The organism is Ruegeria sp. CF8 (assembly GCF_056537285.1).
The window spans coordinates 35,783-58,695 of sequence record NZ_JBQFRG010000003.1; the positions used below are offsets into that span (position 1 = coordinate 35,783).

General features: G+C 56.3%; 25 protein-coding genes. 5 read left to right on the forward strand and 20 right to left on the reverse strand.

The annotated features are described in order from the left end of the window. The first annotated feature begins 21 nt into the window (after positions 1-21). A complete protein-coding gene (locus ACR0EV_RS08010) occupies positions 22-636 on the forward strand; it encodes a class I SAM-dependent DNA methyltransferase (RefSeq protein WP_480799621.1) in 615 nt (204 codons plus the stop codon). Beyond that, positions 633-1,514, forward strand: coding sequence for a tRNA glutamyl-Q(34) synthetase GluQRS (gluQRS, locus tag ACR0EV_RS08015; RefSeq protein WP_480799622.1), 882 nt, complete (start codon positions 633-635; stop codon positions 1,512-1,514). Before ACR0EV_RS08010 ends, gluQRS begins: the two co-directional genes overlap by 4 nt. Positions 1,515-1,523: 9 nt before the next feature. Here the strand turns inward: gluQRS and hisI are convergent, their stop codons facing one another. Then, positions 1,524-1,913, reverse strand: a complete 390-nt coding sequence (hisI, locus tag ACR0EV_RS08020; RefSeq protein WP_480799623.1) for a phosphoribosyl-AMP cyclohydrolase — start codon at positions 1,911-1,913, stop codon at positions 1,524-1,526. Positions 1,914-1,961: 48 nt separating this feature from the next. Between hisI and ACR0EV_RS08025 the strand changes: the two genes are divergently transcribed. Both ACR0EV_RS08025 and ACR0EV_RS08030 read left to right on the forward strand, forming a co-directional pair. After that, positions 1,962-2,414 (forward strand): iron-sulfur cluster assembly scaffold protein, encoded by a 453-nt coding sequence (locus tag ACR0EV_RS08025; protein ID WP_480799624.1) that lies wholly within the window; start codon positions 1,962-1,964, stop codon positions 2,412-2,414. Between the two features lie 58 nt (positions 2,415-2,472). Further along, positions 2,473-3,111 carry a MarC family protein gene (locus tag ACR0EV_RS08030; RefSeq protein ID WP_480799625.1) on the forward strand — a complete coding sequence of 213 codons (639 nt, stop codon included), beginning with the start codon at positions 2,473-2,475 and terminating at the stop codon, positions 3,109-3,111. Positions 3,112-3,294: 183 nt separating this feature from the next. Here ACR0EV_RS08030 and ACR0EV_RS08035 read toward each other — a convergent pair whose 3' ends face one another. From ACR0EV_RS08035 to sciP, 5 genes are all read right to left on the reverse strand, one after another. Next, positions 3,295-3,417, reverse strand: coding sequence for a hypothetical protein (locus ACR0EV_RS08035; RefSeq protein ID WP_256367922.1), 123 nt, complete (start codon positions 3,415-3,417; stop codon positions 3,295-3,297). 112 nt (positions 3,418-3,529) lie between these two features. Continuing rightward, complete coding sequence (recG, locus tag ACR0EV_RS08040) at positions 3,530-5,620, reverse strand: ATP-dependent DNA helicase RecG (protein WP_480799626.1); 2,091 nt, start codon at positions 5,618-5,620, stop codon at positions 3,530-3,532. Beyond that, entirely contained in the window at positions 5,617-7,869 is a 2,253-nt protein-coding gene (ligA, locus tag ACR0EV_RS08045) for an NAD-dependent DNA ligase LigA (protein ID WP_480799627.1), read from the reverse strand. Before ligA ends, recG begins: the two co-directional genes overlap by 4 nt. A gap of 123 nt (positions 7,870-7,992) precedes the next feature. Beyond that, positions 7,993-8,709 carry a response regulator transcription factor CtrA gene (ctrA, locus tag ACR0EV_RS08050; RefSeq protein ID WP_171183282.1) on the reverse strand — a complete coding sequence of 239 codons (717 nt, stop codon included), beginning with the start codon at positions 8,707-8,709 and terminating at the stop codon, positions 7,993-7,995. Between the two features lie 84 nt (positions 8,710-8,793). Continuing rightward, entirely contained in the window at positions 8,794-9,087 is a 294-nt protein-coding gene (sciP, locus tag ACR0EV_RS08055; RefSeq protein WP_480799628.1) for a CtrA inhibitor SciP, read from the reverse strand. A gap of 130 nt (positions 9,088-9,217) precedes the next feature. Between sciP and mnmA the strand changes: the two genes are divergently transcribed. Then, positions 9,218-10,363, forward strand: a complete 1,146-nt coding sequence (mnmA, locus tag ACR0EV_RS08060; protein WP_171668267.1) for a tRNA 2-thiouridine(34) synthase MnmA — start codon at positions 9,218-9,220, stop codon at positions 10,361-10,363. Here mnmA and ACR0EV_RS08065 read toward each other — a convergent pair. From ACR0EV_RS08065 to frr, 14 genes are all read right to left on the reverse strand, one after another. Continuing rightward, positions 10,360-10,905, reverse strand: coding sequence for a carboxymuconolactone decarboxylase family protein (locus tag ACR0EV_RS08065; protein ID WP_480799629.1), 546 nt, complete (start codon positions 10,903-10,905; stop codon positions 10,360-10,362). The genes mnmA and ACR0EV_RS08065 overlap by 4 nt on opposite strands. 98 nt (positions 10,906-11,003) lie before the next feature. Continuing rightward, a complete protein-coding gene (locus ACR0EV_RS08070; protein WP_480799630.1) occupies positions 11,004-11,579 on the reverse strand; it encodes a hypothetical protein in 576 nt (191 codons plus the stop codon). After that, positions 11,572-12,738 (reverse strand): lipid-A-disaccharide synthase, encoded by a 1,167-nt coding sequence (lpxB, locus tag ACR0EV_RS08075; protein WP_480799631.1) that lies wholly within the window; start codon positions 12,736-12,738, stop codon positions 11,572-11,574. The genes ACR0EV_RS08070 and lpxB overlap by 8 nt, the downstream gene beginning before the upstream one ends. Beyond that, positions 12,738-13,532, reverse strand: a complete 795-nt coding sequence (locus ACR0EV_RS08080) for an LpxI family protein (RefSeq protein ID WP_480799632.1) — start codon at positions 13,530-13,532, stop codon at positions 12,738-12,740. The genes lpxB and ACR0EV_RS08080 overlap by 1 nt, the downstream gene beginning before the upstream one ends. A gap of 4 nt (positions 13,533-13,536) precedes the next feature. Beyond that, positions 13,537-14,322 carry an acyl-ACP--UDP-N-acetylglucosamine O-acyltransferase gene (lpxA, locus tag ACR0EV_RS08085; protein ID WP_480799633.1) on the reverse strand — a complete coding sequence of 262 codons (786 nt, stop codon included), beginning with the start codon at positions 14,320-14,322 and terminating at the stop codon, positions 13,537-13,539. Further along, entirely contained in the window at positions 14,319-14,792 is a 474-nt protein-coding gene (gene fabZ / locus ACR0EV_RS08090; protein WP_050602398.1) for a 3-hydroxyacyl-ACP dehydratase FabZ, read from the reverse strand. The genes lpxA and fabZ overlap by 4 nt, the downstream gene beginning before the upstream one ends. A gap of 72 nt (positions 14,793-14,864) precedes the next feature. Then, positions 14,865-15,434, reverse strand: coding sequence for an OmpH/Skp family outer membrane protein (locus tag ACR0EV_RS08095; RefSeq protein ID WP_480799634.1), 570 nt, complete (start codon positions 15,432-15,434; stop codon positions 14,865-14,867). A 15-nt stretch (positions 15,435-15,449) separates the two neighbouring features. Next, complete coding sequence (bamA, locus tag ACR0EV_RS08100; protein WP_480799635.1) at positions 15,450-17,810, reverse strand: outer membrane protein assembly factor BamA; 2,361 nt, start codon at positions 17,808-17,810, stop codon at positions 15,450-15,452. A 127-nt stretch (positions 17,811-17,937) separates the two neighbouring features. Continuing rightward, positions 17,938-18,081: a hypothetical protein gene (locus ACR0EV_RS08105; RefSeq protein WP_171090153.1), complete on the reverse strand. Its 144-nt coding sequence runs from the start codon at positions 18,079-18,081 to the stop codon at positions 17,938-17,940. A gap of 79 nt (positions 18,082-18,160) precedes the next feature. Further along, complete coding sequence (gene rseP, locus ACR0EV_RS08110) at positions 18,161-19,513, reverse strand: RIP metalloprotease RseP (protein WP_480799636.1); 1,353 nt, start codon at positions 19,511-19,513, stop codon at positions 18,161-18,163. Between the two features lie 4 nt (positions 19,514-19,517). Continuing rightward, a complete protein-coding gene (gene dxr, locus ACR0EV_RS08115) occupies positions 19,518-20,690 on the reverse strand; it encodes a 1-deoxy-D-xylulose-5-phosphate reductoisomerase (RefSeq protein WP_480799637.1) in 1,173 nt (390 codons plus the stop codon). Further along, positions 20,690-21,472, reverse strand: a complete 783-nt coding sequence (locus tag ACR0EV_RS08120) for a phosphatidate cytidylyltransferase (protein ID WP_480799638.1) — start codon at positions 21,470-21,472, stop codon at positions 20,690-20,692. Before ACR0EV_RS08120 ends, dxr begins: the two co-directional genes overlap by 1 nt. Then, entirely contained in the window at positions 21,469-22,200 is a 732-nt protein-coding gene (locus ACR0EV_RS08125; RefSeq protein WP_480799639.1) for an isoprenyl transferase, read from the reverse strand. Before ACR0EV_RS08125 ends, ACR0EV_RS08120 begins: the two co-directional genes overlap by 4 nt. 9 nt (positions 22,201-22,209) lie before the next feature. After that, the gene (gene frr / locus ACR0EV_RS08130) at positions 22,210-22,773 is read right to left on the reverse strand and encodes a ribosome recycling factor (protein ID WP_480799640.1); all 564 of its coding nucleotides are present in this window, start codon (positions 22,771-22,773) and stop codon (positions 22,210-22,212) included. Positions 22,774-22,913 lie beyond the last annotated feature (140 nt).

Sequence of the window (22,913 nt, forward strand, 5' to 3'; positions counted from 1 at the left end):
GTCTCGGCCTAGCATGCTTTTATGACCGATAAGTTCCTAGACAGCACCTACAGCCTCGACACCCCACAAGAGACAGAATCGCACTACAAGAACTGGGCCGCGACCTACGATAAAGAAATCGAAGATCACGGATATGTCACGCCGGCTCGTGTGGCGGCGGCATTGTGGTCTGCCCACCCCCACGCTGAAACCCCGATTCTGGACTTTGGATGTGGAACCGGATTGTCAGGTCAGGCATTGCGCGCAGTCGGGTACGAACTTATCGATGGCATGGACCCCACCCCCAAAATGCTGGAAGAAGCAAAGGCAAAAGGTGTTTACAGAGCGTTGAGTGGCTTTGATATCACCAAGCCAGCCCCGCTCAAGCGTGGTGCATATTCAATTATCACCGCCATTGGTGTCATCGGTCAGGGCGCTGCGCCTCCAGAGACAATCGATGTTTTGATGCATGCTTTACCCAAAGGAGGGCTGTTTGCGTTTTCTTTGAATGATCACGCGCTGGCAGATCACACATACACCTGCCGCGTCACGGACTGGGTCGACATGGGGGCCGCACGTTTGCTATTTCGTGAATACGGGCCACATCTACCCGGAATTAACCTTAACTCTGACGTGTATATAATAGAAAAAGCGTGACTTTCCTGACGCGTTTCGCGCCTTCTCCAACCGGACCACTTCATCTGGGACACGCTTATTCCGCGTTGATGGCCAGCGACATAGCCACAGCTGAAAGTGGTCAGTTCCTGTTGAGGATCGAAGACATCGATCAGTCTCGTTCGAGGCAGCATTGGGAGGATCAGATCTATGACGATCTGGCATGGCTAGGCCTGACATGGCCAAAACCGGTTGTGCGCCAGTCGGACCGCAGGAGGGTTTATGACCAAGCCTTGGATCGTCTTTGGACGCAGGGCTTCTTGTTTCCCTGCACTTGCAACCGAAAAGATATTGCCGCCGCTGCCAGCGCTCCGCAGGAAGGCGCGCCATTGCATGGGCCAGACGGGATAATCTATCCCGGAACGTGTCGAAAAGTTCATCAAGATAAAGACTTAAGGCAACACCCTCGACCACGGCATGAGGTATTGCGGCTGGACATTGCCAAAGCGTGTCAAGCGATCCACGACCGGTCCAGATTTCAGTTTATCGAACTTGGTTCAGGGCCTGATGGTGAAACGGGCACCATCACTTTCACCCCAGATGAGTTGATAAACACTATCGGCGACGTCGTTTTGTCCCGCCGCGATATGGGCACATCGTACCACCTCTCCGTTGTCCTCGACGACACGGCACAAGGGATCACCCATGTGGTCCGCGGGCGGGATCTGTTCGAAGCCACGCGCATCCACGTTCTATTGCAGGCATTGCTGGATTTACCCACGCCTGTGTATTTGCACCATGATCTGATCCGCGACGATGCCGGCAAACGCCTGGCGAAACGGGACGATGCCCGTGCGATTTCGAAATACAGGGCGGAAGGCTACAGCCCTGCAGACATTCGACGCATGGTCGGTCTTTAACCGCCACCCTTATTCCATCGGTGCCATTAGTTCAGTTTCAGTGCCATCACGAACAGCGGTATAGAAACAGGTCCGGCGGTTAGTGTGGCAGGCAGCCCCTGTCTGGCGCACCAGAACCAACAGGCAATCCCGATCACAATCGATCCGAAAATCCACCAGCTCCTGCACGTGACCCGAGGTTTCGCCCTTGATCCAGAAAGACTGACGAGAGCGCGACCAATAGGTCACCCTGCCCGTTTCCAGCGTCTTTTCAACGGCCTGAGCATTCATCCAGGCCATCATCAGGACTTCGCCTGACGTGTCATCCTGCGCAATTGCCGGGATCAGGCCCGCTTCGTTATATTTCAGCGTCGATGGATCGAACACGACGGGATCAGTCATATCAAAAACCTTTTGCATCCGGTGGGCTGGCCACTATGTATGAGGAACACACGACGAGGGAAAGCCATGAGCAGCGAGAACGACCTGATAAAGCTGTATTCCGGGCGCATTTTGGCGCTGGCTGCGGATATTCCGCATCTTGACCGGCTGGACAACCCGGATGCGACCGTAAAGAAACGCTCGCCGCTGTGCGGTTCGACAGTGACTGTGGACGTTAAAGTTGACGATGGTCGGGTCAGCGCCTTTGGCCAGGACGTAAAAGCCTGTGCCTTGGGTCAGGCATCGGCAGCAGTTGTCGGGGGCGCCATCATTGGTGCAACGCGTGCTCAGGTTGAAGCCGCGCGCGATCAACTGGCGACCATGTTGAAAAAAGACGGCCCTGCCCCGGATGCACCGTTCGATGGGCTGGAAGTTCTGATGCCCGCACGTGACTACAAAAACCGGCATGCGTCGATCCTGTTGGCGCTGGACGCCACCGCCGAAGCGCTGGCACAGGCCGAACAGGCGCATTGCGCATGATCTTGGCAAACTAGGGTAAACCCGTTACCCCTCTGGCCAGGTTTTAGGAGGGAAGGGTTTGGACAATCTGCTTGAGCATTTTGTAACGCTTTGGGTTGTTATTGACCCAATCGGAACAATTCCCGTGTTTATCGCCGTCACCGCTGGGCTGAACGCCGCAGCCCGGCGCAAGACCGCTTTGTTGGCGTCGTTGATCAGTGCCGGGGTTTTGTTGTTTTTCCTCGTTTTTGGGCAACTGCTGATCGAGGCATTGGACATCGGCTTGAATTCCTTTCAGGTGGCGGGCGGCATCATCCTGTTCCTGTTCGCCCTGACTATGATCTTTGGTGAAAGCAAGCAGGACATTGAACAACGTCAGGCAGAGGAAGATCTGGAAGACAAGTACCACAAGCAAAACCCGGCAATTTTCCCGTTGGCGGTGCCATCCTTAGCCTCACCCGGCGCGATGCTGGCTATTGTCATCCTGACCGACAATCACCGCTACAGCGCTGCCGATCAGGGGATCACAGCTTTGGTGATGCTTTCGGTTCTTTTGGTTGCGTTCGTACTGATGCTTCTGGCAGAGCCGATCATCCGTTGGATTGGCCATTCAGGCGCGGCGATCATCAGCCGTATCATGGGGATGATCCTGGCCTCGGTTGCGGTCAACTCTGTTCTCTCTGCGTTGCTTGAGATTTTCAAAACCGGTCAGCTATAAAAAAACCGCCGCACCTTCCGGGCGAAAGGGCGGCGGCAGGCATTGCGTGTCTCGCGTGGGGTCCGGTTCACCGCGCGGGGCCGAGGCATGGCCCCTCAAGGGGTTTGGGACAGGCAGGTCACCCTTGACTGAAATGGGGATGACAGCGCGGATTTTTCGGCACGAGATCGCAGGCAGAAAGTCTTAAAAACCAACAGGCAGGTGTAGTGCGACCATCAGAATCACGACCAGAGACATCACGCCAACCGCATCCTGCAGGATGGTCGATTGCGCGCGGCTGAAAGCGGTCTTGATCTGGGTCAGCATAGGGTCACCTCCGGTCAGAGCTTTAATCCTTTGTTGACCTTTTGTTCTCATATTTACCCGAGTCGGTAAAGAACTTTTTGAGAACATTTGTGAACTTTTTGGAACGTCACGCCTAACCTACTGAAATCAAACGGATTGCCTGATCCTGTTTCATCAGCCACAAAAGAACGCGCGCGGCACGGCCCCGTTCCGACGTCAGTTTCGGGTCCGCATTCAGCAAAGCCCGCGCATCTGACTGGGCGACAGCCATCAACCCGGCCTGTCGTTCAAGATCAGCGATGCGGAACTTAGGAAGGCCGGACTGCGCGGTTCCGATCAGATCCCCGGCCCCGCGCATCTCAAGATCGGTTTCAGAAATGCGGAATCCATCCTCGGTTTCGCGCAAGACCTCCAGCCGTTTGCGCCCACCTTCGCTGAGCGGCGGTTGGTACATTAGCAGGCAGGTCGAGTCCGCGTCACCACGACCCACGCGCCCACGCAATTGGTGTAACTGTGCAAGCCCAAAAATCTCGGCCCGTTCAATCACCATGATCGTGGCGTTGGGGACATTGACCCCAACCTCGATCACAGTTGTCGCAACCAGAACGTTGGTATCACCGTTCTGAAAGGCACTCATGGCAGCGTCTTTATCGGTGGGTGGCATCTGACCATGAACCAGCCCCACCATGCCTTCCCCCAGAATAGCGCGCAGCCGTTTGAACCGATCCTCGGCAGCCGTCAGGTCCGAAACCTCGGATTCGTCCACCAACGGGCAAACCCAGTAACACTGCCGCCCCTCTTCGATCGCGCGGCGCAGATGCGACACAACCTCGTCCATGCGCTGCGTGCTGACAATCGCCGTTTTGATCGGTTTTCGCCCGGGCGGCTTTTCGTCCAGCACCGAGACGTCCATGTCCCCGTATTGCGCCAACGCCAAGCTGCGCGGGATCGGTGTCGCCGTCATCACCAGAACATCCGCACCCTGCCCTTTTTCCGACAGTTCCATCCGTTGCCGAACGCCAAACCGGTGCTGTTCGTCGACGATAGCCAAGCGCAGAGCCTTGAATTCCACGTCATTTTGAAACACGGCATGAGTACCGACCAGAATCTGAATATTACCCTGTTTCAGCGCCTCAAGCTTGGCACGACGCTCGGCCCCCTTGTCACGTCCGGTGAGCAGTTCCAAAACCACCCCGGCCTCTTCGGCCAATGGGCGCAACCCTTCCAGATGTTGACGCGCGAGAATCTCGGTCGGGGCCATCATCACACCCTGCCCGCCAGCTTCAACGGCGATCAGCAGTGCCATGAAGGCCACCAGTGTCTTACCTGCACCAACGTCGCCCTGAAGCAAACGGTTCATTCGGGATTCAGATGCCATATCATCCGCAATTTCATCAATCGCCCGGCTCTGAGCACCGGTCGGGCGATACGGAAGGCTGGCCAGCACCTTGGACTGCAATCTTCCGGTCGCGACACTGACGATACCTCGGGATTTGCGCTCTCGTTGACGAGCCAATGCCAAGGTCAACTGATGTGCAAATAATTCGTCATACGCCAAACGCTGTCGCGCGGGCGCAAACGGGGCGACGTCATCCGCCCCCTGAGGGTTATGCCCGGCGTGAATGGCCGAAGCCCAGTCCGGCCAGTTTTGCTGGGCCACCTGCGCAGGGTCGATCCATTCCTCAAGCTCAGGCGCCCGGGCCAACGCGCTGCGACTGGCCTTGAACGCCGTTTTCTGAGTCAGCCCTTGTGTCAGATGGTAGACAGGTTCGAATTCTGGAATCTCTCCGGCCTGTTCGACCGGCAACATATGGTCCGGATGCACCATTTGGGCCATGCCGTCGAACAATTCCAACTTGCCTGAAATCACCCGGCGCGATCCCTGCGGAAGCAGCTTTCTCAGATAGTCTCCACGCGCATGAAAGAAGACCAGCTGGAAATCGGCCTGACTGTCTTCGACATGAATGCGATAAGCTCCGCCCTTGTTGCGCGACGGACGATGAGCGCCAACAGTCACCTCAACAGTCAAAGTAGTAGGCAGGTCAGCACCCTGAATCGTATCGCGCCTGCGCCGATCAACCACAGCATATGGCAATCCAAACAAAACATCGCGCGGGCTTTCTACGCCGGTCTGCGCCATAACCTGCGCGGTTTTGGGGCCAACACCCTCAAGCGTTTCCAAACCCGCAAAAAGCGGGAAAAGCTGTTCAGGCCGTCCGCTCATGCGTCTTCGATCAGCTGCAGCCAGCCATCCTCATCCAATGTTTCGATCCCAAGTTCTGCCGCCTTCTTTGCCTTCGACCCGGCACCGGGGCCGGCAACCAGAATGTCGGTTTTCTTGCTGACAGAGCCAGACACTTTTGCGCCCAAAGCCTCGGCCCGGGCCTTGGCTTCGGCGCGTGTCATCTTTTCCAGCGTTCCTGTGAAAACAACCGTTTTGCCTGCGACAAGGCTGTCGGACGCAGGTGCATCGGGTGCGATAACGGTCAGTTCCTGCCGCAGTGTATCAAATGCGCGCCGCTCTTCCGCATTTGCAAATGCATCTGACAGAGACAGCCCAAGCGTTGCTCCGATCCCATCGATACCGATCAGATCGGACCATGCGGCATTGGCCTCTGCTGGTACGCGGGCTGCGGCAATCGCTGCATCACGCATTTCCTTAACGCGGGCGCGACGACCTTCGGCCAGCGCTGCGGCCCGTTCAGCATCTTCTGCCTCATCAGCTTGCCGCTGCGCCAAAGCCGCCGGGCGCGCGGCATCCAGCGCTTGTGCCATGGCATCCCACTCGCGGTAATACAACGCCAGATCACGTGCGCCGACCTCGCCCACATGGCGAATGCCCAAAGCAAACAGCAGGCGCGCAAACGGAATGGTTCGCTTTTCGTCAATCGCGGCAAACAGGTTACCGGCCGAAGTCTCACCCCATCCATCCCGATTTTTCAATCGCGCGAGATTACCCTGGTCGCGTTTCTCCAGCGTGAAGATATCCGCAGGAGTATTGATCGGCAGCACCGGATCATCGTAGAACATCTCGATCTGCTTTGCACCCAGGCCTTCGATATCAAACGCCTTGCGCGAGACAAAATGTTTCAACTTTTCAACAGCCTGCGCCGGGCAAATTAAGCCGCCAGTACAGCGACGCACTGCGTCGCCCTCCTCACGGATTGCCGGGCTTTGACACTCTGGGCAGAGGGTCGGAAAAGCGTAAGGTTGCGCGTCGGACGGGCGTTTCGACAGATCAACGTCTGCCACTTTCGGGATCACGTCACCCGCACGATAGACCTGCACCCAATCGCCGACACGAATGTCTTTGCCGTCGCGGATCGTACCGCCCTTGGCATCACGCCCAGCGATATAATCTTCGTTATGCAGTGTGGCGTTGGATACCACGACCCCGCCCACAGTCACCGGATGCAACCGAGCCACAGGGCTGAGTGCACCTGTGCGACCGACCTGAATGTCGATGGCCTCCAACCTCGTCCATGCCAGTTCAGCCGGGAACTTATGCGCGATCGCCCATCGCGGCGTGGTCGAGCGGAACCCCAGGCGCGCCTGAAGGGACAGATCGTTGACCTTATAGACGACCCCATCAATGTCGTAGCCCAAGGTAGAGCGTTGCGCTTCAATATCCCGATAATGCTCCAACATCTCTTGAGTCGTCTTGCACAGGCGGGTCAGATCATTTGTTGAGAAACCAAGCGACCTGAGCCGATCAATCGCTTCCATTTGCGTGCCCGCCAGTGGCTCAGACACTTCACCCCAGGCATAAGCAAAGAACTTCAGGGGACGGGATCGCGTGATTTCCGCATCCAATTGACGCAAAGATCCGGCCGCTGCGTTACGCGGGTTGGCAAATGGTTTTCCGCCCCGCTCCGCTTGTCGGGCATTCAGTGCCTCAAAATCGGCATGAGACATATAGACCTCACCGCGGACCTCAAGAACTTCGGGCGCGTGGTCCAACTGCTGAGGAATATCCGAGACGGTGCGTGCATTTGCGGTCACGTTCTCGCCGACCTCACCGTCCCCTCGTGTGGCCGCCTGCACAAGCAGCCCTTTTTCATAGCGCAAGGACAGCGACAGACCGTCAATCTTTGGTTCAGCCGTGAACGACAGGGGCTCCTGCGCGCTCAGACCAAGATACTTGCGAATGGATCTGTCGAAATCAGCCACGTCGTCGTCATCGAAGGCGTTACCCAGCGACATCATTCGGACAGCATGCGTGACTTTCGAAAACCCGTCTGCCGCCTTGGAACCCACCTGCTCCGACGGGCTGTCATCACGTTTAAGGTGAGGGAATCGTGCCTCAATTTCTGAATTACGGCGTTTCAGTGCATCGTATTCGGCATCCGAAATCTCAGGTGCATCTGCACCGTGATAGAGCGTGTTCGCCCGCAACAACACATCCGCCAGACGCGCCAGTTCGGCGCGTGCTTGGTCTTCGGTCAGATCAGAAATGGAGATTGTGTTGCTCATGGCCTCGCCCTGTCACGCGTTCTTGGACCTCAGTGATAGGGCGAGGTCATGGCCAGGTCCAGACGTGCTGAGCCGTGAGTGCAATGTGCTGCCCCGGACCGCCGACAGCACAGGTGGTTCAAATCAGAGGCCGACAGCCATCCGTGTTTCTTCCAAACTGTTGCTTTGCGGGTCGCGCAGCACATATCCACGCCCCCAGACGGTTTCGATATAATTCTCGCCGCCTGTCGCATTGCTGAGCTTTTTGCGAAGTTTGCAAATAAACACATCAATGATCTTCAGCTCAGGTTCATCCATGCCGCCATAGAGGTGGTTCAGGAACATCTCTTTGGTGAGGGTCGTGCCCTTACGCAAGCTGAGCAGTTCGAGCATTTGGTATTCTTTGCCGGTCAGGTGAACAGTTTTTCCATCCACTTCCACGGTTTTGGCATCCAGGTTTACCGCAACCCGACCGGTATGAATTATAGATTGCGAATGCCCTTTCGACCGGCGGATAATGGCGTGAATACGCGCCACCAGTTCTTCCCGGTGGAAGGGTTTAGTCAGGTAATCATCTGCACCAAAACCAAAGCCTTTGATCTTACTTTCGGTGTCATCGGCGCCGGAAAGGATCAGGATCGGGGTTTCAACCCGGGCAATGCGCAATTGGCGCAACACCTCATGCCCGTTCATGTCCGGCAGGTTCAGGTCCAGCAGGATCAGATCGTAATCGTACAGCTTTGCCAGATCGATACCTTCTTCGCCAAGATCCGTAGCATAAACGTTCAGGTTTGCGTGCGTCAGCATCAGTTCGATGCTTTTCGACGTGGTTGGATCGTCCTCGACAAGAAGTACGCGCATTTTTCACTGCTCCAATTCGGTCAACAATTTCAATTAAAATATACCTGAACAAGAATGGTTAATCTGACGTTACCGTTGAATCATTTATTCACACTCTCCCATAGGTTGTCGATATTTTTTTAAAGAAGTGGCCTTCAACGCCTCGACACCATGTTCGGCGACAAGAGACACCCAGCCATTGAACTCCTCATCACTGATCCCGTATTTTTTCTTGGCATCAGACAAGCTGATCAGGCCGTAAAGCACGCCACGTACGACCAAAATCTTGCGTGAGGCCACCCAGCGGCGTGTATTTGCAGGCGGCAGATCAGCGCGCGTCAAAACGGACCCATCGGGCAGTGTCACGGACCGTGGGCCCTCAACTTTGTGCAAAAACATCTTTCAACCCTTTTCTTCCTGCTCCTTTACTGACATCAGGCTACTTAAGACCGCATGAAACCGCCCCTTGAGAATGTGTAGAATTTTCTTATATTCCGGCGGTCTTCCTTAACCCGAAACGGAACTGATCATGGCCCTCGATACCGAGACCCCGCTGAACTCGCTTGGTTTTGCTAAACCTCCCTCGGAAACGCGTGTGGTTGTCGCGATGTCCGGTGGCGTCGACAGCTCGGTTGTGGCGGCCTATCTGGCGGATCAGGGCTATGACGTCGTGGGCGTGACACTACAGCTTTACGACCACGGCGCGGCGTTGGCTAAAAAAGGCGCTTGTTGCGCTGGGATCGATATCCACGACGCGCGGCGTGTGGCCGAGGAGCGTGGCTTTCCGCATTACGTCTTGGATTATGAGAACATCTTTAAAGACGCCGTGATCGACGAATTTGCTGATAGCTATCTGGCCGGCGCAACCCCTGTGCCCTGCATTCGTTGCAATGAGCGGGTGAAATTCAAGGATCTGCTGGAAACTGCCAAGGATCTTGAGGCCGACTGCATGGCCACCGGTCACTATATCCAGCGCAAGATGGGCCCCAACGGGCCAGAACTGCACAGCGCTGAGGATGCGAACCGCGATCAGTCTTATTTCCTGTTTTCGACTACGCCTGAACAGCTGGATTTCCTGCGTTTTCCTCTGGGCCATCTGCCGTCCAAGGACGCAACGCGTGAAATGGCGGCGCAATACGGGTTGTCCGTGGCCGACAAGCCCGACAGCCAGGACATCTGTTTCGTGCCCAATGGTAACTACGCAAGCGTGATCGAAAAGCTGCGCCCCGGTGCGGCGGAACCCGGCGAAATCGTACACGCCGATGGCCGCGTTCTAGCGCAGCACGACGGTGTGATCCATTACACTATCGGGCAACGGCGCGGCCTTGGCATTGGTGGTCTGAGCGAACCGCTTTACGTCGTCAAACTGGACGTTGACAAGAAGCAGGTTGTTGTCGGCCCCAAAGAGATGCTGGCCACCCGTGTTGTACCGGTGCGCGAGATCAACTGGCTGGGCGACGAGCCCTTCACCTCGCGCGATGAATGGCACCTGAAGGTCAAAGTTCGTTCGACCCGCCCGCCGCGTGAAGCCATCATCCGCCCGCTGTCCGACACAACGGCAGAAGTTGAACTGCTGACGCCCGAGGAAGGTATTTCACCGGGTCAGGCTTGTGTGTTTTATGCAAGTGAAGGCAGCCGCATTTTTGGAGGCGGCTGGATCTGGCGCGGCTACTAGGGTGAAACCGGCTCGACTTCGGCCTCAATTTGAATCTGAAGCGCATCGTTGAACCGGTTGAACGCTCCGCACAACGCGATACGCCAGGTCAGTTCAACGATCTGAGCGTCCGTGAACCATTCCCGCAATTCAGATACTTCGGCGTCCCGCATCCGACCAGATCGCGTTGTCACGGCTTCGGCATAGCGCACCACGGCCTTGTCACAGGCATCCAGTTCAGGGTGATCCTCGACATCCGGCAGGCGCGCGGCCCCTTCCAGGCTAAGGCCCGCAACTGTTAGCAGCGGCGTATGATGGGAAACGCAATAGTCGCAAGCATTGAGCTTTGACACTGTTACCATCGCCAATTCCAGTGCGCGACGTGGCAGGTTCTGCTGTTCGCGCAACGTGGTCAGCATTCCAGTAACATGTTCCAGAACAGGCGGGCAATAAGCGGCCACGCGGGCCCAGTTGTCGAACGGGCCATACGCACCCAAAGCTTCATGGGACGCGCGTGCTTCTTCCGTCATCTCGTGATCCGACAACGGGGGAATGCGGGTCATGGCGAGGCTCCTTTTTCGATCAAGATATCTCAGGCCCACGCCGCTGCAACAACCGGGCTGAGATCACTTATGCGCGACACGGGCGCGTCTTGAACCCGCTACACAACATCTGTGGGCGAATTGAAGAGAATGTAAAGCCCGACGCAGACCATGATGTAAGGGGCGATCCGATCCAGGCGCGCGACACGAGGACCCAGACTTTTGGCGCGCGGCGCCCCCCATGTCGCGACAGCGACCAGACCGGCGGCGGCCGCTACTGCGCCTACCAGCGCAGCAATGCGATAAGTGGGCGCCGAGTCCGCCAGCAGCGGGGTCATGACCGCGAAACTGTCGATCGAGAGGCTCAGGAAGAGTGTGACGACCGAGGTTACGGCACCTTTCGGTTCTGCCTCTTCCACGTCCTCTTCCCGAAATTTCTTCCAAATACCGCGCAATCCAAAAGCCAATGGTACGATGCCCAGATACCCAATCCAGAAGGGCACACCGCTTTGGTTCAACCCCAACGCCACGGTCAAAGCCAGAGTCAGAACAAGTGTCTGTGCGACCGCAAAACCCAAAATGGCGCGACGCTGTTCCATAACCAAAATCAGGCCCAGCAAGACGGCCAAATTGTCGAGATTGGTGGATACCATCGCGATCCCGGCAGACACCGCAAACAACGCATGATCAAGCATGATCGACCTGCATTCTGTCCAATACGGCCCGTGCTGCCCGAAGACCGGGGGCTTCGCCACCTCGACCCAATCTTTCCATGGTTAGGCTCATTGCGGTTTGTTGCGTATCCGGGGCATTGACCACATTTCGCAAGGCGTCGGCGATCTTTTCGGGCTGACAATCATCCAGAAGGCATTCCGGTACCGCTCGCGTATCTGACACCAGATTGACCAGCGTTACAGTATCCAGTTTGACCATCCGTTCGGCCATCTTCTGTGTCAGCCAGTTGAGCTTGTAGGCAATGACCATCGGCGTATTCTGCGCTGCAAGTTCCAGTGACACGGTTCCCGACGCCGCAAGCGCCAAACTCGCCGCGCCAAACGCGGAACGCTTGTCGGTAAGCGCTTGATCCGTACCTTCGTGGCGTGGGTCCAGCACAACCGGATCTCCGGGCCAGTCCGTGACCAAGTCTTTCACGAGGTCGGTTGTCGCGCCAACGGTCGGGATCACCACGCGGTAGTCCGGATGGTCCTTGGCAAACAGCCGCAATGCGCCGCCAAAGGACTCCGCAAGCCGTTCGATCTCTCCCCGACGTGATCCGGGCAAAGCCAGAAGGATCGGCGCATCGCCCAGATCAAAACGACGCCGAAATGCGGCGATCTCGTCCGGTGTGGCAACCGGTTCACTGGCCACAGGATGGCCGACAAAGTCGCACTCCATCCCTGCCCGTTCCATATACGGCGGCTCAAAAGGAAGCAGGGCCAGCACATGGTCAATGACCTTGGCCATCTTGTCGGCCCGTCCCGGCCGCCAGGCCCAGACACTTGGAGCGACATAGTGAACCGTGCGGGTGTTGCTTGCGGCCTTTACGATCTTGGCCACACGCAGGCTGAAATCCGGACTGTCGATGGTGATCACCACATCCGGTTTCGTGTCCAGCACAGCCTGTGCCGTCTCGGAGATCCTGCGCTTGAGGTGAAAGAACTTCGGCAGAACTTCGACAAGCCCCATGACCGACAGTTCAGACATAGGGAACTGGCTTGTCAGTCCCTGCGCTTCCATCAGCGGTCCGCCGACCCCGTCAAACTCGACATCTGGGATCAGAGTCTTCAAGCCTTCCATCAACGCGCCGCCCAGCCGGTCGCCCGAAGGTTCTCCGGCGACCAGAAAGACGCGCATCAGGCTGCCCGCTCGCGGATGAAAAGGAACAGACCCAGGCGGTTACATTCAGCAATGACCTGCTCTTGCCGCAGAACAAGCACGCCGCCTTTTTCCAACACGATCCCGGACAACCCGGCCGCGACCGCGTCAGTGACGGTATCGGGTCCGATGGCTGGTAAATCGGCGCGCCGGTCCTGACCGGGTTTCGGGCCTTTGAACAAAATGCCTCCACCCGCATCCGGGCGCTGCGTCAGGGATTGCAGCATCCAGGCGGTGCCAAAAATACCCTCGATCGCCAGCGCCTGCCCTTTTGAAACCGCACATGCCTGCCCCGTATCTGCAGCCCCCATGGCACGCAGAATACCTGCTGCACGGTCCGCATCGGCCATGTCGGCCTCGGAGGGCTGCGTGTCCGTCAGGCACCCCAGAGGGGGAAGCAATCCGGGCGCTATTTCGTGCGCGGCACGCATTTGCAGCCCGGCATCTTCAAGAATCCCAATGACCGCACGCAACGCGCCGTCATCCCCGGACATGATCGCCTTTTGGATGACGGGGACCAATGGCAGGGTCGCCGCGTCTATGCGGTTTAGGTCGACGGGTGGGCGCTGAACAGCACCGGCCAGACAAATCTGCGTCACGCCCCGCGCCTTAAGATCGGCAATAAAGCTGCCCAGCTGTTCCAGCGGGAACACAATATCCGCGGTCAGATCGTCAGGCAGGAACCCTTCCATTGCGCAGATCAAGGGTCGGTCGGTCAGCTGAGCCACAACTTCGGTTGGCAATGCTCCGGTACCTGCAATCAGCGCCAGCATAAGCTCACTTCCCCGGTGTCAGGAATGAGCGATCACTGTGTCCGGTGACGAAATCGACAATCCGCTGCACGTAATCGCTTTCATTGCCTTCGCCGATCCGTTTGGCGCGGTCCATGAAGGTTCCATCACCTTCGGACATTTCCTTGAACGCAGCGCGCAACGCCGAGATATCCTCGCGCGAGACGCCTTTGCGTTTCAGACCCACAAGGTTCAGACCTTCCAACTCACCCCGCGACGCCTGTACAAGGCCATAGGGAATAACGTCCTTGGGCACCATGGTAAGCGCTCCGATGATCGCCCCACGTCCAACGCGCACCCATTGATGCAGGCCCGAGATGCCACCGACAATCACATCGTCTTCTACGATGCAGTGACCGGCCGCACCAGCGTGGTTAACCATGATCACACGGTTGCCGATCTGTACGTCGTGAGCGACATGAACGCCCGCCATAAACAGACAATCGTCGCCAATCCGCGTCACACCGCCACCACCGTCGGTACCGGTATTGATTGTTACATGCTCTCGAATACGGTTGCGTTTACCAATTTCGAGACTGGTGTTTTCGCCACCAAACTTCAGGTCCTGTGGGATTTCACCGATCACCGAAAAATTGAAGATCACAGTGTCTTCGCCAATCGATGTGTCACCGGTCACGACCACATGGGATTTCAGCTCAACCCGATCCGCCAGTTTGACCTGCGCACCAACATAGCAGAATGGACCGATTGAGCAGTCCTGCCCGATCTGAGCGCCCTCTTCGATAATTGCGCTGGGATGGATTCCGCTCATGTTGTTTTTTCCATGTCCCAATCAACATAGGCCGAAAATTCGGCCTCGGCCGCCACTTCACCTTCTACGGTGGCCCGGCCGCTGAACTTGAACAGCTTGCCGCCTTTTTTGCCGCGGACGGTTTCAACATGCATTTCCAGAACATCGCCGGGGACAACCTTGCGACGGAATTTGCACTTGTCGATGCTCATGAAATAGATCAGCAGCTCGGTATCGATGACGTCCATGCCAACGCCAAGCATCACACCTGCTGTTTGAGCCATAGCTTCTACGATTGTCACGCCCGGCATGATCGGCGTACCAGGGAAATGCCCTTGGAAATGCGGCTCATTCATCGTCACGTTCTTAATGCCACGCGCCGACTGATAGCCCGAGATATCCACAACCTTGTCGACCAGCAAAAACGGATAGCGATGCGGCAAGATCCTTTGGATCAGCTGAATGTCGGCGCTTTTGGTTTCCGTAGTCATTGATCAGATATCCCGTTTTGGATGTTTCTTTTCCGCGTGGTTAGCAACACAGCAATCCAAGAGCAAGCAACCCTATTCGCCGTTGCCTTCTTGTAACGCGCTGCCATCACCAATTGCGGCGTCGATACGAGCGATTGCAGCCTCGGTGATGTCTGACGTGCTTACGACGACATTCGACCTCTCGATCATCACACTGGCGCCAAACTCGCGCAGCAGATCAACAAGAATTGGGCGAACAATCTCAAAAAAAGTCTGTTGTGCTTCCTCGCTGCGCCGCGCCAGAGCGTCCAGCTTGGCGCGCTGGCCTTCTCGATGAGACTGAACCTTGGCGTCAAAGGCCTCGGCCAACGGGCGAAACTCCTGCGCGGGTAAGTTCGCCCGCTGTTCCGTCAGTTCTTTTTCTTCCTGGCTCAGCTCGGCCACAATCCGTTCGTTTTCTTCTGCCAGCAATGCGCCTTCAGCTTCGATCTCGCGAAGAACGCGCTGTCCGAAAGCCGAGTCAGAAAATAGCTTTTCACTGGAAAGCGTCACGACGCTGGCCTGCGGCACGCCAAGTTGTTGCGCGTCCAATGCAAGCGGCATCATAAAGGCCGAAAAAACGCACAGGGCCCGCAATGGGCCCCGCGCTATCGTCATGAACATTTTCAACATCCGGGGTCAGAACCGGGCCTGAATGGTCAGGTCAAAGTTCTGCTCCTTGTCGAAGGATTCTTTCTTGAGGGGTTGGGAGAAGTTGAACTGCAATGGCCCAAACGGGGTTTCCCACAAAACCGATACGCCGATCACGTGGCGGATCGATCCGTCTGCACCCACGATATTTGCGCCTGCGGTGTTCACATTGTCGATGTTGTAGAGATTCCCAACATCATAGAACAAACCACCGCGCAGACCCAGTTCCTCGGGCAAGCCAAGCGGGAAGTCGGTTTCGAACCGGGCAACCCAGTAATAGTTGCCCCCAATGGCATCGTCCTGACCGTTCGACAGGTCACGTGGACCAATACCGGCGGGCTCAAAACCCCGGAAGGTGTTCGGGCCCAGCACAAAACGGTCGATAGTACGGCTGAAATCGTTGCCTCTCCAATGCAGTGCACCCAGTTCCATCGTCGCCCGCAGCACAACTTCTTCGTTCCAAACGCGCGTTTGCGCGATACCACGTGCTGTGGTCTTGAAGAACTTGTTGTCTCCGCCAAGACCCGCTGCATCAACACCAACCTCGAACAAAACGCCAGAGTTGGGATCCAGACCGCCGCGTCGGCTGTCATACACGTAAGACAAACCCAACGTGCTGGACGTACGCTTACCTTGCGCAATTTCGGACGAAATGACGGCACCGTTAACTTGGTTGTCCTGCTGGGTCATCTCGCTGCGATCCCAACCATAGCGCAAGCGCAGCGACGACAACTCACCGATGGCGTAAGTTAGCTGCGGATTGAAGAACAGAGAACTTGTGTCATAGCTCGCGAAGCCTGAGTTCGTCGCTGCAAGACCCAGCCCCAGATCAAAGCGCAGTTTCCGCCCCAAAAGGTAGGGTTCAGTAAAGCTTAGCGAGTACTGCTCGGAGTCCTGCGCGGTCGAGATAGTCAGGCCCAGGTTTTGGCCACGTCCCAAAAAGTTGGATTCGTTCAGGCCGATTGCAATCCCGAAACCGTCTGTGACCGAGTAGCTACCGCCCAGGCTCAGTGAACCTGTTGGTTGCTCCTCAACATCCACGTCAAGGATCACCTGGCTGGGCGACGAGCCTTCACGGGGTTCGACATCAGCAACAGCAAAGAAGCCCAGAGCGTTGATCCGCTCGGCTGCCTGTCGAATTTCACGAGGATTGAAGGGGTCGCCTTCGACGGTGTCGAACTGACGTCGAATTACACGGTCCAGCGTGGTGGTGTTGCCTTCGATATCGATCCGCTCGACAAAGATGCGTGGACCTTTTGTCAGTACAAACTCCACATCCAGTGTCAGGTCACGATCATTGCGCGTGACGCGTGGTTCCACCCGCAGGAAATCCACGCCTTGCTTGATTCCCAACCGTTCCTGCCGCGCAATCGAGTTTTCAACAAGCGTCGGCGTGTAGGTCACCCCCGGTTTGATTTTCAGCGCGTCCTGATACAGCGCTGCGTCCACACCGGGTATTTCACTGACGGTTGTGATTTTACCGAATGAAAACTTTTGCCCTTCGGTGACATTCATCACCAGGAAGAAGGCGTCCCGTTCACGGGTAAATTCCACGTTGGCACTGTTGACGCGGAAATCGATATATCCACGCGACAGGTAGAAATCGCGAATAACCTGTTTGTCGAATTCGATACGGTCGCCGATGAAGGTATCGTCGCGGAAAAAGGTCCGCAGGAAAGTTGCCTGCTTGGTCTCGAGCACCCGGCGCAAGCGGCGGTCCGAGAACGCGCGGTTACCCACGAAGCTGACACGTTCAACTTCGATTGTCGTACCTTCAGCAACTTCGAAAACCAGATCGACCCGGTTGTCACTACGGCGAATAATACGGGGGATGACAGTTGCCGCGACCCGGCCTTGCGCCGAGTATACTTCGGCTATCAAGTCCGCGTCTGCTTCCGCCACCTGAGGGGTAAAGACCCGGCGCGGTTCAGACTGGATGACATCCAACAAAACATCGTCTTTGACGCGTGCATTTCCTTCGATGCTGATTTGATTGATCGTGGGGTATTCCTGAACTTCGATCACCAGAGTCGTGCCGCGAGGCGTCAGTTCGACTGTTTCAAATACACCACTGTCAAGCAAACGCTGATAGGCATCATTGATCTGTCCGGCTGTGACCGTTTGTCCAGGTTCGATTCCGGTTCGGGCGATGATCGTACCCGTTTCAATCCGGCGATTGCCTTCAACCTGAAACGAATTGATCGTGAAGTTCTGCGCCTGTGCAGCATTCGGAAATGCCACCAAACACGCTGCAACAAAAAGGAAAAGAACCGTTAGCGCCTGCCACAAAATATTGTTTGTCGGCATTTGCCCCCCGCAGGATGTGCCCGCGCCTCGCCTGTCAGTCATTTTGTGCTCTACCCAGAATTTTAAGACTTTAATGCTGAGTAACGAGATTGAATGAGCTTGTCAAAAGGCGAAATAGAAGCATTGCAGCGCGACGCCGCACAGTAAGCTTTCTGCATTTCGGTGAGAATCAGAATCCGGCCAGATAAACCCCGGCCAGATACATTGCGCCAGTCAACGCCAGCGCTGTCATAGCAAAGCTCAACAATACGTCACGGTTCAGCATGAAAAGAAAGCTGAACCCCTGGTACGATTTTTTGAGCGCTTTGGTCATGGCAATACCCTTTCGACGCAAAAAGTATAGCCATGAATTGAGGCAGGAATGCGGCCTAAACTTGCACCAATCGCCACATTCAGCAGAACAGGTCGTTGCTGACCGAGAACAGCATAAGCGTCAGGATAATTGTGATCCCCAACCCCATGAGAATCCTCAGCGCTCCGTCACTGGGTGGCTTTCCGGCGACCGCTTCATAGGCGTAAAACACCAGATGACCGCCATCCAAGGCCGGGATCGGAAATAGGTTCAACAATCCGACAGCCGTCGACAGAACCGCGATAAAGAAGATGAAGTTCTGCGCCCCCTGGCTGGCCATCGCACCCGAGGTTTCAGCAATCCCGATTGGCCCGGAAATGTTGCAGGTGCTGATCGCACCCGTAATCATGTGCCACATGCCGGACAGAGACCCTTCGATGATACGGCCGGTTTGTATCACGCCACCACGCAGTGAATCCACGAAACCGGCGGGCTCAGTGGCAGGTTCCAACATCATGCCGCCGATGATCCCGATCCGCCAATGTGTGACAAACCCTCCTTCCGGCTTCGGTTCATCTGTTCGGCGTGGGGCAAGCGCGAATTCAAGATCAGATCCATCCCGCCATACATTCAACAGCAGGACGCGACCGTCCGAACTTTCGACAAAATCCTTCAGTTGATCGAAGGCAAAGATCGGTTCGCCGTTCACGGCGGTGATCACATCACCTTGCTCTAACTGAATGTCCATAGCCGCACTGCGCGGGGCAACCTGACGGATCAACGGTGGGAACATCCAAGGCGCTTGAACGTCCAGTGTCTCGCCATCGCGGATCACGGTGTAATCCAGAACCGGTTGCACCGGCAACGCATCGATGAAATCCTGCCAGGCCCCCTCTTCGTCGTAGTCCGGCGTCGGTATTCCAGCGATTGCGGTGATCACATCGCCTTCCCGCAGTTCCTGTACCGTCCCTGGCAAAGGCTGCAACGAGGCCACAGTCAAAGGCTCACGCGACACACCCTGAGACCAAAAGATCATTCCAAAGACCAGAATGGACATTGCGAAGTTAAAAACTGGACCTGCCGCTACCGTTGCAGCCCGCGCCCACAACGGGGCCCCGTGCATAGTGCGACGCAGCTCTTCCGGGCTTTGGGTGGCGATTTCGTCCATCGCCTCTTCATCCTTGCCCGACGCGGCATTAGCGTCGCCCAGGAATTTCACGTACCCCCCAAAGGGCAAGAGCGCGATCTGCCACCGGGTGCCCCGCTTGTCGACGCGGCTCCACAGGACCGGGCCGAACCCGATCGAGAATACCTCAGCATGGATGCCCGACCAGCGACCCACGATATAGTGGCCGTATTCATGCACGGCCACGATGACCGACAAGGCGATGACAAACGCTACAATCGTCCAAAGAAGATTGCCAAATTGAGGGATCAGCGAAAGTACGTCCAAAGTTTTATCCTGCTCGTTCGACCACGGTGTCATCGACCCATTGACGTGCCAAATGGTCCGTTTGCTGCACGTTATCAAGGGTCATCGGGGCATCAATAAGGCCGTCTGCTGTGTCAAAACGGTCCAGAACAGCGGCCACAGCATCTGCCATATCCGTAAATGAGATATGGCGTGCAATGAAATGATCCAGCGCCCGTTCCTTTGCCGCATTGAATACCGAGCCCGCCAAACCACCGCGATCCATGACATCCCAAGCCAGTTTCAATGCGGGATAGCGTGTCAGGTCCGGCGACTTGAAGTTCAGTTGGCCCAGTTTCGTAAGGTCAAGCCGTTCCACAGGAAGGTTGCGGCGCTGAGGCCAATGCAAGGCATAACCAATGGCGTGACGCATGTCCGGTGCGCCCAAATGGGCAATCACCGCCCCATCCCGGTATCCAACCATCGCGTGCACGATGGATTCCGGGTGCACCACAACTTCGATCTGGGTTGGAGAGACCGAAAAGTATTCTTTAGTTTCTATGACTTCCAACGCCTTGTTGAACATAGACGCACTGTCGATTGTAATGCGTTGACCCATGTCCCAATTCGGGTGGCTGGACGCCTGTTCAACCGTTGCATTGGCCAGGTCTTCCAGCGGCCAGTCCCGAAAGGCACCTCCGCTTGCCGTAATGATCACGCGCTCGACAGCGTCGATGTCTTCACCGACCAGGGCCTGAAACACGGCCGAATGCTCACTGTCGACGGGCAGCAACCGTGCGCCGTTAGCCTTGGCGGTTTCCAACACCAGAGCTCCGGCACAGACCAGCGTCTCTTTGTTGGCAAGCGCCAGCGTCGCCCCTTGTTTGAGCGCTTCAATCCCCGGCGCAAGGCCCGCTGAACCGACAATGGCTGACATAACCCAGTCCGCTGGGCGTGCTGCAGCCTCGGCAATGGCACGCGATCCAGCCGCCACTTCCACGCTGCTACCTGCAAGTGCACTGCGCAGGTCGTCAAACTTATCGTCATGCGCTGTCACAGCCAGATCGGCCCCAAGGCGGCGCGCATCGTCGGCCAATTGCTGGATATTCGCACCACCGGTCAGAGCCACGACGTCGTAGTCGTCTGGCGCGCGGGCGATCAGATCAATCGTATTTTGCCCAATCGATCCTGTGGCCCCCAGAACAGTTACTTTGCGCATTACATCCCACCTGGCGCGTAAAACAGCCCTGCGATCAGAACAAACAACGCAGCACCCATCATGCCGTCGAAGCGATCCAGAAAACCACCGTGGCCCGGGATCAGATTTGAACTGTCTTTGACACCAAACTTACGTTTGACCGCGCTTTCGATAATATCACCGATTTGACTTGCCATTGAAGCCAATACCGAAACAACGACAAAAGCGAATCCAAATCCTGCATGGGTCGCAAAGGCGATTCCGACACAGGCCGCCGCAGCCCATCCACCTGCCGTTCCCGACCACGTTTTCTTCGGGCTGACCTTGGGCCAGAACTTCGGACCACCAATTGTTTTGCCAACAAAATATCCGGCGACATCTGTGGCCACGACCACTGCGATTAGCCACACCATCCAGCCAAAGCCAAAGTTTTCGCGGATCGAAATAAAACCCAACCCAGCACCAACGATCCAAACTGCAAAAAGCCCGTACAGAATTTTTGACTGGCTCACCTGCCCCATACCCACCAATGCAGGCGCGACAACAACTGGCAATGTGTACAGCGGTGGTACGTGGTAACTGAGCAAAACCGCAACGCTTGTCAGGATACCCAACTGAATACCCGTGCTCTGTTTGTTCGGCTCAATCATCCGAACCAGTTCCCAGGTCATCAGACCGCAGGCCACCGCGATGAAAGTTTCAAACCAGATACCGCCCAGCCACACCTCGACCGCGCCAATCAAGACCAGAACCGCAGCAGAAAGAACCCGTGCTGTCAGGTCAGACCATCGGCCTTCGCTCATGCCAGCACCGCTCCAAACCGGCGTTCTCTGGAGCCGAAGTTGCGACACAAGGTTTCCAATTCGGCAGCTGTGAAATCCGGCCAAAGCGTATCAATGAATTCGTATTCCGAATACGCCGATTGCCACAAAAGAAAGTTGGATATCCGTGCTTCGCCACTGGTGCGAATAACAAGGTCGGGGTCCGGAAGAACCCGCGTATCCAGATACTTAGGTAGCGTTTCTTCATCCACCTCTTCGGGCTTTAAACGGCCTTCGGCAACATCACGCGCTAACCGTTTTGTGGCGCGGGCCACCTCGTCCCGGCCACCGTAATTCAATGCCACGGTCAAATGAACGAGGTCGTTATCCTTCGTTTCCTGTTCCAGAGAATCCATCAACTCGGTCAGTTTTGAATCCAGGCGAACCCGATCACCAATGAACCGAACGCGAATTCCGTTGTCAGCAAGTGTCCGGGTTTCCTTGATGATGTAACGACGGAACAAGCTCATCAGCCCGGCGACCTCAACCTGCGTACGCTTCCAATTCTCGGTCGAAAACGCAAACACTGTGAGATACTTGATCCCCAACCCCGGACAAGCCTCTACAACCTCACGGACACGCCGTGCCCCTGCATGGTGACCAAACAGTCTGGGACGGCCGCGCGCCTGTGCCCAGCGACCGTTGCCATCCATGATGATAGCCACGTGGCGCGGGCCGGAAACCGGATCGGTTTGGGGATCTTTGGGCATCAGACCAGCTCAGACCTGCATGATTTCAGATTGCTTGGTCTCAAGCGCAGTGTCGACGGCCTTGATCATTTCATCGGTCAAATCCTGAACTTCGCTTTCCCAAAGTTTCTGGTCATCTTCCGACATCCCATCGGCCTTGGCCTTCTTGATCTGGTCCATACCGTCGCGGCGCACATTGCGGATCGAAACCCGAGCACTTTCCGCATATTGTCCGGCGACCTTGCCAAGCTCACGCCGACGTTCTTCGTTGAGTTCCGGTATCGGCAACATGATGATGGTGCCATTCAATTGAGGATTGATGCCAAGTCCGCTTTCACGAATGGCCTTTTCCACCTTACCAACCAGTGACTTATCCCAGACATTTACAGTCACCATCCGCGGCTCGGGCACGTTCACCGTCCCCACCTGGTTGATCGGAGTCAGGGAGCCATAGGCGTCAACCATAACAGGCTCAAGCATAGACGCCGAAGCCCGGCCCGTACGTAACGAGGCAAATTCAGTTTTCAGATTGGCCATGGCGCCATCCATGCGGCGCTTGAGATCATCGGTGTCCAGTTCGAAGTCGTCAGACATGCTGCTCACTCCCCGTTTTCAGGTACTCTTTGGATGGGTCTTACGCCATCGCAATTGGGATGTATAGCAATCATGGTCGGGAATTGTATCAATGGCCAGAGGTGTTGCGACCATTTTGTACCAACTCCGCTCCGGTCCCC

What these genes read in the sequence shown, in the direction of transcription:
- ACR0EV_RS08125 (WP_480799639.1), bottom strand. Translation starts at nt 22,200, where the DNA reads ATGCCCAAAGATCCCCAAACCGATCCGGTTTCCGGCCCGCGCCACGTG.
- ACR0EV_RS08065 (WP_480799629.1), bottom strand. Translation starts at nt 10,905, where the DNA reads ATGACCCGCATTCCCCCGTTGTCGGATCACGAGATGACGGAAGAAGCA.
- bamA (WP_480799635.1), bottom strand. Translation starts at nt 17,810, where the DNA reads ATGACTGACAGGCGAGGCGCGGGCACATCCTGCGGGGGGCAAATGCCG.
- dxr (WP_480799637.1), bottom strand. Translation starts at nt 20,690, where the DNA reads ATGCGCAAAGTAACTGTTCTGGGGGCCACAGGATCGATTGGGCAAAAT.
- recG (WP_480799626.1), bottom strand. Translation starts at nt 5,620, where the DNA reads ATGAGCGGACGGCCTGAACAGCTTTTCCCGCTTTTTGCGGGTTTGGAA.
- ACR0EV_RS08010 (WP_480799621.1), top strand. Translation starts at nt 22, where the DNA reads ATGACCGATAAGTTCCTAGACAGCACCTACAGCCTCGACACCCCACAA.
- ligA (WP_480799627.1), bottom strand. Translation starts at nt 7,869, where the DNA reads ATGAGCAACACAATCTCCATTTCTGATCTGACCGAAGACCAAGCACGC.
- mnmA (WP_171668267.1), top strand. Translation starts at nt 9,218, where the DNA reads ATGGCCCTCGATACCGAGACCCCGCTGAACTCGCTTGGTTTTGCTAAA.
- ACR0EV_RS08035 (WP_256367922.1), bottom strand. Translation starts at nt 3,417, where the DNA reads ATGCTGACCCAGATCAAGACCGCTTTCAGCCGCGCGCAATCGACCATC.
- frr (WP_480799640.1), bottom strand. Translation starts at nt 22,773, where the DNA reads ATGTCTGACGACTTCGAACTGGACACCGATGATCTCAAGCGCCGCATG.
- lpxB (WP_480799631.1), bottom strand. Translation starts at nt 12,738, where the DNA reads ATGCGCGTCTTTCTGGTCGCCGGAGAACCTTCGGGCGACCGGCTGGGC.
- ACR0EV_RS08120 (WP_480799638.1), bottom strand. Translation starts at nt 21,472, where the DNA reads ATGAGCGAAGGCCGATGGTCTGACCTGACAGCACGGGTTCTTTCTGCT.
- lpxA (WP_480799633.1), bottom strand. Translation starts at nt 14,322, where the DNA reads ATGAGCGGAATCCATCCCAGCGCAATTATCGAAGAGGGCGCTCAGATC.
- ACR0EV_RS08095 (WP_480799634.1), bottom strand. Translation starts at nt 15,434, where the DNA reads ATGTTCATGACGATAGCGCGGGGCCCATTGCGGGCCCTGTGCGTTTTT.
- sciP (WP_480799628.1), bottom strand. Translation starts at nt 9,087, where the DNA reads ATGTTTTTGCACAAAGTTGAGGGCCCACGGTCCGTGACACTGCCCGAT.
- ACR0EV_RS08080 (WP_480799632.1), bottom strand. Translation starts at nt 13,532, where the DNA reads ATGCTGGCGCTGATTGCAGGTACCGGAGCATTGCCAACCGAAGTTGTG.
- hisI (WP_480799623.1), bottom strand. Translation starts at nt 1,913, where the DNA reads ATGCAAAAGGTTTTTGATATGACTGATCCCGTCGTGTTCGATCCATCG.
- ACR0EV_RS08105 (WP_171090153.1), bottom strand. Translation starts at nt 18,081, where the DNA reads ATGACCAAAGCGCTCAAAAAATCGTACCAGGGGTTCAGCTTTCTTTTC.
- ctrA (WP_171183282.1), bottom strand. Translation starts at nt 8,709, where the DNA reads ATGCGCGTACTTCTTGTCGAGGACGATCCAACCACGTCGAAAAGCATC.
- ACR0EV_RS08025 (WP_480799624.1), top strand. Translation starts at nt 1,962, where the DNA reads ATGAGCAGCGAGAACGACCTGATAAAGCTGTATTCCGGGCGCATTTTG.
- ACR0EV_RS08070 (WP_480799630.1), bottom strand. Translation starts at nt 11,579, where the DNA reads ATGCTTGATCATGCGTTGTTTGCGGTGTCTGCCGGGATCGCGATGGTA.
- fabZ (WP_050602398.1), bottom strand. Translation starts at nt 14,792, where the DNA reads ATGACTACGGAAACCAAAAGCGCCGACATTCAGCTGATCCAAAGGATC.